At 66.1% G+C, this 9496-nt stretch carries 14 protein-coding genes; 4 read left to right on the top strand and 10 right to left on the bottom strand.

Features of this window, described 5'->3' with window-relative positions:
* Nucleotides 1-266: response regulator (locus tag RTO53_RS17925; RefSeq protein ID WP_312239070.1), on the top strand; the 266-nt coding region annotated here is incomplete at its 5' end.
* A 469-nt stretch (nt 267-735) separates the two neighbouring features.
* Nucleotides 736-1401: a DUF3011 domain-containing protein gene (locus RTO53_RS17920; protein WP_312239069.1), complete on the top strand. Its 666-nt coding sequence runs from the start codon at nt 736-738 to the stop codon at nt 1399-1401.
* Between the two features lie 39 nt (nt 1402-1440).
* On the opposite strand, the gene RTO53_RS17915 is transcribed toward RTO53_RS17920, so the two are convergent.
* Both RTO53_RS17915 and RTO53_RS17910 read right to left on the bottom strand, forming a co-directional pair.
* Nucleotides 1441-2115: an MliC family protein gene (locus RTO53_RS17915; RefSeq protein WP_312239068.1), complete on the bottom strand. Its 675-nt coding sequence runs from the start codon at nt 2113-2115 to the stop codon at nt 1441-1443.
* Nucleotides 2116-2195: 80 nt separating this feature from the next.
* Nucleotides 2196-3017, bottom strand: a complete 822-nt coding sequence (locus tag RTO53_RS17910) for an alpha/beta hydrolase-fold protein (RefSeq protein WP_312239067.1) — start codon at nt 3015-3017, stop codon at nt 2196-2198.
* A 221-nt stretch (nt 3018-3238) separates the two neighbouring features.
* Here RTO53_RS17910 and RTO53_RS17905 point away from each other — a divergent pair, with 221 nt between their 5' ends.
* Nucleotides 3239-3394, top strand: a complete 156-nt coding sequence (locus RTO53_RS17905; protein WP_312239066.1) for a hypothetical protein — start codon at nt 3239-3241, stop codon at nt 3392-3394.
* Between the two features lie 185 nt (nt 3395-3579).
* Here the strand turns inward: RTO53_RS17905 and RTO53_RS17900 are convergent, their stop codons facing one another.
* The gene (locus RTO53_RS17900) at nt 3580-4470 is read right to left on the bottom strand and encodes an NAD(P)-dependent oxidoreductase (protein WP_312239065.1); all 891 of its coding nucleotides are present in this window, start codon (nt 4468-4470) and stop codon (nt 3580-3582) included.
* Between the two features lie 240 nt (nt 4471-4710).
* On the opposite strand from RTO53_RS17900, the gene RTO53_RS17895 reads away from it, so the two are divergent.
* Nucleotides 4711-5343 (top strand): DUF6058 family natural product biosynthesis protein, encoded by a 633-nt coding sequence (locus RTO53_RS17895; protein WP_312239064.1) that lies wholly within the window; start codon nt 4711-4713, stop codon nt 5341-5343.
* Nucleotides 5344-5626: 283 nt separating this feature from the next.
* Here the strand turns inward: RTO53_RS17895 and RTO53_RS17890 are convergent, their stop codons facing one another.
* From RTO53_RS17890 to RTO53_RS17860, 7 genes are all read right to left on the bottom strand, one after another.
* Nucleotides 5627-5899: a hypothetical protein gene (locus RTO53_RS17890; protein ID WP_312239063.1), complete on the bottom strand. Its 273-nt coding sequence runs from the start codon at nt 5897-5899 to the stop codon at nt 5627-5629.
* Between the two features lie 52 nt (nt 5900-5951).
* Entirely contained in the window at nt 5952-6440 is a 489-nt protein-coding gene (locus tag RTO53_RS17885; RefSeq protein WP_312239062.1) for a hypothetical protein, read from the bottom strand.
* 239 nt (nt 6441-6679) lie between these two features.
* Nucleotides 6680-8110, bottom strand: a complete 1431-nt coding sequence (locus tag RTO53_RS17880) for a hypothetical protein (protein WP_312239061.1) — start codon at nt 8108-8110, stop codon at nt 6680-6682.
* On the bottom strand, nt 8110-8583 hold the full coding sequence (locus RTO53_RS17875; RefSeq protein ID WP_312239060.1) for a lysis system i-spanin subunit Rz: 474 nt from the start codon (nt 8581-8583) through the stop codon (nt 8110-8112). The genes RTO53_RS17880 and RTO53_RS17875 overlap by 1 nt, the downstream gene beginning before the upstream one ends.
* A 1-nt stretch (nt 8584) precedes the next feature.
* Nucleotides 8585-8800, bottom strand: a complete 216-nt coding sequence (locus RTO53_RS17870) for a hypothetical protein (RefSeq protein WP_312239059.1) — start codon at nt 8798-8800, stop codon at nt 8585-8587.
* Nucleotides 8797-9123 carry a hypothetical protein gene (locus RTO53_RS17865; protein ID WP_312239058.1) on the bottom strand — a complete coding sequence of 109 codons (327 nt, stop codon included), beginning with the start codon at nt 9121-9123 and terminating at the stop codon, nt 8797-8799. Before RTO53_RS17865 ends, RTO53_RS17870 begins: the two co-directional genes overlap by 4 nt.
* Nucleotides 9123-9496: putative peptidoglycan-binding domain-containing protein (locus RTO53_RS17860; RefSeq protein WP_312239057.1), on the bottom strand; the 374-nt coding region annotated here is incomplete at its 5' end. The genes RTO53_RS17860 and RTO53_RS17865, both read right to left, overlap by 1 nt.

Genomic DNA, 9496 nt, shown 5'->3' with positions numbered 1-9496 from the left:
TGGGCCTGCTGCAGGCCGGCGAGCGCTTCGACCTGGTATTCACCGATGTCTGCCTGGGCGGCCTGAGCGGTATCGAAGCGGCCCACCGCATCAAGCAGTACCAACCGAGCCTGCCGGTGCTGGTCACCTCGGGCATGGACCCGGCCACGGTGACCGCGCAGCTGCGCGAGGGCATCCACTTCCTGCCCAAGCCTTATTGCATGAGCGAACTGCTCGATGCGATCCGCGCGTGTTTCCAGCAGCAGGATGTGGGCCAGGCGGCCTGAGCCGGCCGCCGCTCAGTCGCGCGGCCTGTAGCTTTTGTTTCCCGCTGGCGTCAGACAATAGCGGCCGCCACGCGGCCCGGTACACAGTTGTCCGGTACTGCAGGGACACCCGCCCGCCGCCGCCGGCGGTGCAGGCGCAAGGCGCGCACCACTGCCGCCCGACGCCCCGGTGCACAGCTTCCGCGATGCGCTGATCGAGCCGTCGTCACAGACGAACTGGCCCGCCGCACAATGCGATACCCCGCCCTTGCGGCCCGAGCAGGGCGTATTGCCGGCCCAGGCATCCAGGCTCGAGAGCCCCGCCAACAGCATCATCGACCACAGGATGACGCCAGATCGTCCGTGACCGCGCATCCTGGCCCCCTGCAGCCATCGCACCGACCTGGCGCGGGAAGAGCCTACCTCTTCATCCGGTTTTCATCCATTGATGGCATCGTTCGACCGTGCCCTCTCCTGCCGGAACCGCACCATGCAGACCCGCCTGCTGTTGACCGCTCCCCTGCTGTTGGCCGCCGCGCTGTCGGAGGCGCGCGCCGACGAGTTCGTCACCTGCGAAAGCCGCGACAACCGCTACCAGTCCTGCCCGCTGCCACGCGCCGGCTATGTCACCCTGGACCGCAAGTTGTCCGGCGCCGATTGCCGGCAAGGCCGCAGCTGGGATTACGACCGCCGCGAGGTCTGGGTGGACGATGGCTGCAGAGCTTCGTTCCGCGTCCACGACGGTGGCTCGCGCCACGACGATGACGACCACGACAACCACGATGCCAAGGTCGCCGCCGGCGTGCTGGTCGGCGCGGCGATCCTGGGCGCCCTGGTGCACAACGCCAACAAGCAGGACGACCGCTACAGCGACGACACCTACCAGGGCGCACGGCATACCTCGTACGTGCCCGGCTGGATGATCGGCGAGTTCGAGGGCTACAACCCGATCTACGGCGCCGACATCCGCATGCGCATCGACAATGACGGGCGCATGTCCGCGCAGGCGCGCGGACAGAATCTTTCCGGCTGGGTCAATGGTGGGCAGCTCAATGTCGGCAGCAGCGTGTTCGACGTCAGCCAGAGCCGCGATGGTTTTGTCACCACCGAAGTCGGCGACCGCCAGAACGAAGTCCGCTACCGCCGCGTGCGCTGACGACGACCGGCGGCCGCCAGGGCACGCCGGCACGCAGGGTCAGCCGGCGACCTTGCAGCTCATCGTGGTGCCGTAGAAATCCAGCGTAGCCTCGCCCTGGTGCTCCCAGAATTCCACGCCCTCGCGGGTGTAGCGACTGCCGCTGGCGGCCTGGGCCGGGAACACGATGGCCTGGTCCCTGCCCCAGCTGACCACCGCCGCCTGCGGATCCAGTTCGTTGTAGAACAGCACGCTCACCGGCTTGCTGGCGTCATCGCACTGGTACTTCACCGGCGTCGGTGCGGGCACGCCGCCACTGCCGATGTTCAGTTCGACGATCCGGGTCTGGTAGGACTCGACCAGGCAGCGATGGCGGTCCACGGCCTGCCAGCAGGCATCGCGTCCTTTCACCCAGCCGCGCTGTTCGGCGGCGATATCCAGTTCGTCCGGGCTGGTCTGCACGCGCTTGTAGAGGGCCGCCAGTTGGCGGTCCAGCGCGGCCAGACGGGCATCACCACAGACCAGCTTTTCCGACTCGGACTGTGCCTTGGCGCAATCGAATGACGGCGGCTGCAGGGTCGGCTCGGCCGCCGTGGTTGCGGGCGCGGTGGTCGGCGCAGGCGTCGTTGCAGCAGGACCCGGCGCGGGTGCGGGCGTGGTGGTATCGGACGGCGCAGGCTTGGAACAGGCCGCGAGCGCAAGCGCCCCCACACCCAGCAGGACGAAACGGTTCATGGCACCTCCAACATCAGTCAGCAAAAAGACGCCCTATTGTGCGCCCCGCACAGCCAGCGTGGTGTGCACGACCACCACGTTCAGGGCGCGGGCGTCGTCGGCGGAAACAGCGTGCGCAATGCCTGCAACGCGGCAGGATGGTAGAGGGTCTGGTGCGTTTCGGCGGGCATCGGTACGTAATGCACGCGTACACCTGGCACGTTCGCACTCACCTGCGCGCTCAGCCGGGCACTGGCCCGGGCAATATCGGGCTCGTTGCTGCTGGCCACGAACAGCTGCCTGCCCTGCGTTGCGTGCGCGGTGAGCAATGCCACAGCATCATTGGCCAACTGTCCACGGTTCCACCACAGGCTCGGATCCAGCGCGATATAGGTATCGAACATATCCGGCTCGCGAAGCAGGGTTTCCACCACGAACAGCCCGGCCAGCGATTCGCCGATGACCGCGCTCTCCCCGGTGGTGGCATAGCGCTGACGTACCTGCGGCATCAGCTCGGTACGCAGGAACTGCCGGAACGCGGCCGACCCGCCCACGCGCGGCGCGATCTTCCGGTCCTCCGGCACGTCGGTAGGCCCGGTCATGTCGCGGCGACGCTCGGTATTCTCGATGCCGACCAACAGGAACGGGCGCATGCCGCCATTGCCGACCAGCACCTGGACCAGACCGGCCACGTGCAGGAAGTCTTCGCCGATCCCGCCATCGGGCATGTACAGCACCGGCAGCGGATCGCTCGCGGGTACGTTCCAGGCACTCGGCCGGTAGACCGTCATGCGACGGGTTTCGCCCAGCACCGTCGAGTCGAGGGTGAAGGTTTCTCCGATCACCAGCGGCGTGGCAGCGGAGGCACCTGCACCACTGTTGCGCTCGCTCGCCTGCACCGCCGACGCCAGTATCAGTGCCATGCACAGCAGCGCAAGGCGAAGTGTGAGGCGCTGCGTGAAACAGGTCGGGAATGCTGCCATCTGTCGCCGTCATCCATCGCATGGCCAAAGGGCCGGAAACGCATTATGCGCGACCGTATTCAGGCCGGCCCTAACCCCACCCTCATGCATGGGCGACCGCTGCGTAACAGCACCCGGTCCAGTATCGATCGCACGACATCACGTCGTAGTGGAGTAATGCAATGTCCAACATGCAGAACAACGAAAACAACGTCCAGAAGAATGCCGCCGCCCAGACTGACCAGCAGAAGGAGCAGGAGCGCAAGGACACGCTGGCCAAGCAGCAGAAGCAGGAACAGGACCAGAAAGACACCAGCAAGAATCCGCAGCAGAAGTAACCGATGCAGCTGCAGGTGTGGTGAGGCTGCGCGACATGCGCAGCCTCGCAGTTGCCGGTGCATCCTCCCGGCACTGGGCAGTGAATCTTGATAACGCGTCGAGCGATTACGGGCCGAGCGTCCAGACGTTTCGCCTATGCAGTCCGCACAACGGGGCCATCGTGGGAACGTTCCCCACCCGCGCCTCACTCCATCACGCAGGCCTTCTCACGCACCGGTTGCGGCAACACCTCGATCGAGCGCGCTTCCAGCTGCGCCAGGATCGCCTCCGGGCCACGCTGGCTGCGCCAGCCAAGCCCGATGCTGGCCGCGCTGGCATCGTGGATACGATCCACCACCGGTAGCGTCCAGCCACGCCGGTCATATTCGGCCAGCCACTGCGGGCAGCGCCGCGCCAGCACCGCGCGGGGATCGCTGACCAGGCGCTCGCAGTCCTCCGGGCCGAACGGCGTCCACCCACTGGCGATATAGCGCTGGAACATCGGGCCGGTGTTGTGCAGCGCGGCCGCATGCGCATCGGCAACGTCGCGCACATCGATGCCACGGTGCAGCCGGTACAGCAGCAGGCGCTCGGGGATCTCAGGGAAGCAGCGCGACATGCGGATCACCCGCACCTGGAACCCGGGGCTGGCCGCGTCTTCAAGCCAATGTTCGGCCGCCAGCTTGGAGCGGTGGTAGACCGTGCGCGGCAGCGGCGTGGTGCGCTCATCGATCCAGGTACAGCGCCCCGGCACGATCGCATGCCCATACAGCGCCGTGGTGCTGGTGAACACGAAGCGCGTTGCCCCGGCCTCGCGCGCCAGCATGGCCAGGGTGCGCGTGCCTTCCACATTGACGCGGTGAAACTCGCTGTCCGGGACCAGCCCGACATGCGGCGCGTGCAGCGCCGCCGAATGGATGACCGCATCCACCCCGACCAGCGCGTTGCGCAGGGCCCGCGCATCGGTGAGGTCGGCCACGTGCCGGGTGGTATTGAACGGGTTGCGGTCGAAACCGACGACCTCGTGCCGCGCGGCGAGCGCACCGAAGATCGCGCGGCCGACCCGGCCAGAACTTCCTGTCAGCAGAATCTTCACTGTGTGGCACTTGGTCAGCGCCCGGGAGCTACCGGGATGACCCGATTGTAGCCATAGTCGGTGCCGCTGGACCAAGGCCCCAGCACGGCGGATGGCCGAGTCCCCCCAGTGCAGCCAAACCGCCGGACCGGCCGGATCGCGGCGGGTCCTCCTGCCAGCGAAGCGTCGTACCATGCCGGTCGTCGCCGGACGCAGTGAGCGCTCCGGCGTCCTGCATGTTCAGCCAACCATGGAACAACGATGACACTAGCGGCGTATCTGAACGATCACTTCGTGGACAAGGCCACCTTGGCGGCGCTGGCCGGCACCACTGTCGAACGCCTCGACACCCTGGTGATGGCCGGTGCATTGCCCAATCCGACGTACGTCTGCGAGCACGGCACGATCCGCTCGGCCGCGTTCGGCGTCATCCCGATCAGCGAGGTGCTGGAGGGAGACTACTTCCGTCCCGAGTACACACGATGGGTGCAGATCGCCCTGCACGCGATGCCCGGCGACGAACGCAACGCCGTGCTATCCACCTTGACCGCCGAACTGCGCGATGCCCTGCAGGCGTGGTTCGATGATCCGACCGTGGTGGAGGCAAAAATCCAGGCGTACCTGCCCCACTTCGCCAGCGGCACCTTCGGCCTGTGTGTGTCGGACCCGTCCACCGGTGCCGGCATCGTGCGAAAGGAGGTTCTGCAGGAGAGGCTCATCGCGCTCACCGGCGACGGCAGCGATCCCGCACCCTCGGAAGTCTCCCCCGCCGCGCTGCTGCAGCTCATCGATGACTATGCCCGCGCTGCGATGCCCTTCTCGCCGGCAGAGTACGCGCGCAGCAGCAGGAAGCGGCTGGTGGATGATCTGCGACCCAAGGTCGCGGACCGCTGACGGGGCACGCGTGTCGGGCATCGAGTCAGGGAAATATGGCCCGATGCGGCCTGATCGTTGATCCGGCTCCTTGTGCAGTAAAAAAGGCGCCACGAGGGCGCCTTTTTCAATACCGCAATTGGTGGGCCGTGATGGATTCGAACCATCGACCAAAAGATTAAAAGTCTGCTGGAAAACTCTTGCACCACAAGGGATTGCCACGTTTTCCCGCTCCGCATGGGACACCGGATAGTCGCTCGTAAGTGACTGATCCGATTGAGGCCATTTCCCATTGCGGAGCGGGCTATGGCAGCTTCGGCGGGGCCACAGCCTTCAGCCGCCGCAGCTGCTGTACCTCACGCCGCAGCCGCTCCTGGTGCCGCTGGACCCACATCTCCGCCCCTACCCGCCCCTGCTCGTAGCCAGTGCACAGCCGGTGGGTCTGCTGCTCGCGCGGCAGGTGCTGGTCCAGCCCTGCAATGTACGGCAGGCCCCAGGCCTCCTGGTACATCCGCACCACCCACACCCCCTCGAACGCGATCACCTCTTCCCTGTGGGCGGTGGCAGCGGCTCTCATCCAGCGGAAGTCGGGGGGCAACGGCATGCCGGGCAGGATACGCCCGGGCGTCTCACGGGATGCGACGATGGGACAGCGCGAAGGCTGCCACTGCATTGGGGTCTACGCGCCCAATCGTGGCGAGTTCGTGTCCGCCTGCTACTGGCCTGGGGTCAACATTGGGCATCCGACTGGCAAACCGCGTAGCAAACTGTGGCCGGCAAAGCGCGTCGCTCGTCCCATACCACATTTGAAGCGGTACGGAACTCGAAAACAGACCGGCATCAGCCATGGTCATCGGGTTTCGCGCGGTGCCCATCGAGGCCTCGCTATAGGCCCCGCCATAGGCAGCATCGATAGCTGAGCCATATCCGGGGTCTGTCTGATGCACGTCCCAGAGGTCGACCACGCTGATTAACGTCACCACCGAATTCACGAGAGACAGGTTGCTATTGGCCCAGATCAAGGCGTTCAGCCCCCCCATTGATTGGCCCACCAGGGATACCCTGATCACGCCTGCAAGGTTTTGCGCGAAGGTGACGGCCTTTGAAATCGATGCCATCGCAATTCCGTTTCCCCACGTGCTCTGCCCCCCAGCATCCACGCTGATAACCAGGGCGCCAGCCTCGCAAAGGCTTCGCATGATCGCCACATTCGCCGGGCTGTTCTGCCAGTTTGTCGCTCCCTGAGGCTCATAGCCGTGCAGAAAAATGACCGCATCGCTCGCCCGGACGCCCACTGTCCGGCACTGAACGTCTACCTCGCCAGGCGCATAGCGGCCAACGCCCTGGCTTGTCCAGATCAAAGCGTCACGACCTGAATATAGGGGCGATCTTCTGACCTTCCCGCCAGGGTCGCCGCAGCGCCCCCCACGCTCTGCAGGCCGATCTTGAAGGTATGGGGGGTCCCGGGAGTGAACCCGGTGAGCCTGCAATTCCGAGAAACCACGATGTAATCGCCCACCGCCCGTGCCAGCAGTTGCGCGGTATAGACGCCATCCACGTAAAGGATCAGGTTGGCGTATTCGCCGGCCGTAGTCATGGCCATCACCATGGTGCCGCCGAAGTTGACCGACACGTCCCCCATGCCAACAACCGACGTAACGCTCAAGCCAGGCACATCTGTTGTGGTTCCTGCCGCAACCGAGTAGTCGGACGTGCGCTCGGCATAGCCCAGCTCATTACCCCCGCTGGGAAGAAGGACCCAGGCTGCCCCATTGGAAATGTATTCCTCGCGCGCATCGGTCGCAAAGTAGATCGTTCCTGCAGGGACCGACGTCGCAGAGGGGCGCGACGCGAAAGTGCCAGCCTGACCTGACGCGCTGACGACCGGGTTGCGCGGATCAGCGTTGTTCACCGTGATGCCGGTGCCCGGCACGATCGACTGCAGCGCGCTGTCGGCCTTTGCCCCCTGCGCCGCGGTTGCGGCGCCGACATCTGCGGCGGCGAGGGTGACGTTGCCGGTCTGACCGTTCACGGACTGCACCGGCGCTGCCGGCGTCAGCAGCTCCGTCCAGTCGGCCATGGTGCCGGCCGTGCCGCCGTTGTGGATGTAGTTCTTGCTGATGTCCGTTCGCACCGCCACGTCGCCTTCCTGCGCGACGAGGGCGAGCTGCGCAGCCTGGCTGTTGACCACGGCAACGTCGGTCAGCGCCAAGGGCGGCAGATAGGCCGTAGGGATGAGCGAGTCGGCACCCAGCGGGACGACACCGTTAGGCTGACCTTTCTGGGCGGCGATCCGGGCGTCGGCGCGCGCGGCGGTGAAGTAGAGGTTCGTGCCCTCGGCAAGGTCCGTGGTCGTCGCGGCGCGCGTGCCAGATACCCTGCCCTTCGCGTCCCGGGTGATCGCGATCAGCGCGCCGGCACCGCTGTCGGGCAGATCCTCAAGGCCGATCGTAGGGTTGCCGGCCTCCCCGTCGGGGTTGCCGATGTCGATGCCGGTCCCTTCCTGCAGCGTGCGCAGCGCCCATTCGCCGTCATCCCGACGAACCGCGAAGCCCTTGCCGACGAGTGCGGCCAGCTTCTGGACGTTGGCCGGGATCTCGCGGATTAGCTTCCAAAGGGTTGGCACCGCGTTCTGCTGGCTGGCCGGCGGGTTGATGATCTGCGCCGCCGTGAGCAGCTTGCCATCAGGGCCGAACAGGTTCTTGCCCAGGGTCGCGCCAGCATCGCCGCTATCGAGCCTGACGACGCGGCCCAGCTGGTCCTTGAGCTTGACCTTCTTGTCGGCCATCAACCGCTCCCGGCGCGGTCCGCTGCGATCACGGCTTGGCAGGCGCGGAGCTGGTCGTCGGCGTCGCGGCCGGCTCGAACAACAGCCCCCGCAAAGTCTGCTCGGCGCTCGGCGGCCGCATCACGTTCGACGGTGGCGGCGGCAGCGTCGGACAGACGCTGGGTTTCGCAGCCTGCCCACCCGTCGCGCAGCCGGAGGTCACCAGCACGCACGTCAGCCACAACAGCATCAGCGACGGCCGGGGCCGCAGCGCGATCTTCTTCATGCTTCACTCCGATGGCGGCCAGTTTGTCGGCCTGGGTGCGTTCGGTGGCGCGGGTCTGGTTGACCTGCTCGACCACCGCGACGCTGGTGCTGGCCTGCTGCTGGGCTTCAGCGCCCTCGGCGCGATCACCTCGCCACGCCCAGCCAGCTCCGAACATGGCAGCCGACCAAGCAACGAAGACCAGCACAGCAATGAGCGTCCGGTTCATTTCAGGCTCCAGTGTTCCGGCGAGCGCCGGTCAGGTAGTAGGAGATGACGCCGCCCAAGGCCAGATTCAGGCCTCCGACCAGGCCGGCGAAGATCTCGCGGTTCTCCGGCGGCACAGGGGTGTAGATGGCCACGAAGACAGCCGAGCCATACAGCGCCAGGATGATCATGGCGATGCCGAATCGGGCGGTGCCGATGTTTCGGGTTGCGAACGTCATTGCGCACCTGCCATGCCGTGGATCTCCGAAATCGCCCATGCGTACAGGGACTGGTCAATGATCGTGACCCGGTGCAGCAGCTTGCCTCGCACGGTCTTGGTGGACACCGATGTGGACTGCTGGATGGCCAACAACACGAAGGCGATCCGCTGCTTGGCCGGGTCGGGCTCCTGCAGCACCGCCAGCGCGTCCCCGACCATTTCCCGGATCGACCCCAGCAGCTCCGCCGTCGGGATCTTCGCCTTGCCGTCCAGGATCGTCAGCACGCCCTGCAGCTGGCTGACTGGTGACAGCTTGGCCGTCTTCGTCCGTGCGGCGGCCATCAGTTGTCCTTGGCGGCGTACCGCAGGTTCCCGGCCACGCGGCGCGTCCAGCCTTTGCCGAACGTGTCGAAGGTGCCCAGCTTGGCGTAAAACTCCAGCCGCTCGGCGTTGAACAGCAGCACCAGGTCGGCGGGGTCTTGCGCGGCGACGGCTGCCATGGTGCGGGGGCCAATTACCCCGTCGTCAGCAACGCCGGCAGCGCGTTGCATCCACCGGACCGCATTGCCGATGCCGTGGTTCACCGCAGCGTCGACCACCTGGAAGGCGAAGGCACGAGGCAGGTTGTCGCCCTGGACGCGCGCCCAGAAGTCCCGGCGGTAGATGGCAATCGCGTCCAGCCGCGTAAGGGATCGGATATTCAGCTGCGGATACG

This window comes from Stenotrophomonas sp. (assembly GCF_031995405.1).
Taxonomy (GTDB): Bacteria; Pseudomonadota; Gammaproteobacteria; order Xanthomonadales; family Xanthomonadaceae; genus Stenotrophomonas.
The sequence above is the reverse complement of the archived record's forward strand: the minus strand, read 5'-3'. Positions and strand labels throughout refer to the sequence as shown.

Excerpts from the sequence above, each read along its gene's own strand:
- RTO53_RS17910 (WP_312239067.1), bottom strand. The coding sequence starts at position 3,017 with ATGGCACTGATACTGGCGTCGGCGGTGCAGGCGAGCGAGCGCAACAGT.
- RTO53_RS17865 (WP_312239058.1), bottom strand. The coding sequence starts at position 9,123 with ATGGCCGCCGCACGGACGAAGACGGCCAAGCTGTCACCAGTCAGCCAG.
- RTO53_RS17915 (WP_312239068.1), bottom strand. The coding sequence starts at position 2,115 with ATGAACCGTTTCGTCCTGCTGGGTGTGGGGGCGCTTGCGCTCGCGGCC.
- RTO53_RS17885 (WP_312239062.1), bottom strand. The coding sequence starts at position 6,440 with ATGGCATCGATTTCAAAGGCCGTCACCTTCGCGCAAAACCTTGCAGGC.
- RTO53_RS17895 (WP_312239064.1), top strand. The coding sequence starts at position 4,711 with ATGACACTAGCGGCGTATCTGAACGATCACTTCGTGGACAAGGCCACC.
- RTO53_RS17880 (WP_312239061.1), bottom strand. The coding sequence starts at position 8,110 with ATGGCCGACAAGAAGGTCAAGCTCAAGGACCAGCTGGGCCGCGTCGTC.
- RTO53_RS17920 (WP_312239069.1), top strand. The coding sequence starts at position 736 with ATGCAGACCCGCCTGCTGTTGACCGCTCCCCTGCTGTTGGCCGCCGCG.
- RTO53_RS17890 (WP_312239063.1), bottom strand. The coding sequence starts at position 5,899 with ATGAGAGCCGCTGCCACCGCCCACAGGGAAGAGGTGATCGCGTTCGAG.
- RTO53_RS17905 (WP_312239066.1), top strand. The coding sequence starts at position 3,239 with ATGTCCAACATGCAGAACAACGAAAACAACGTCCAGAAGAATGCCGCC.
- RTO53_RS17870 (WP_312239059.1), bottom strand. The coding sequence starts at position 8,800 with ATGACGTTCGCAACCCGAAACATCGGCACCGCCCGATTCGGCATCGCC.
- RTO53_RS17875 (WP_312239060.1), bottom strand. The coding sequence starts at position 8,583 with ATGAACCGGACGCTCATTGCTGTGCTGGTCTTCGTTGCTTGGTCGGCT.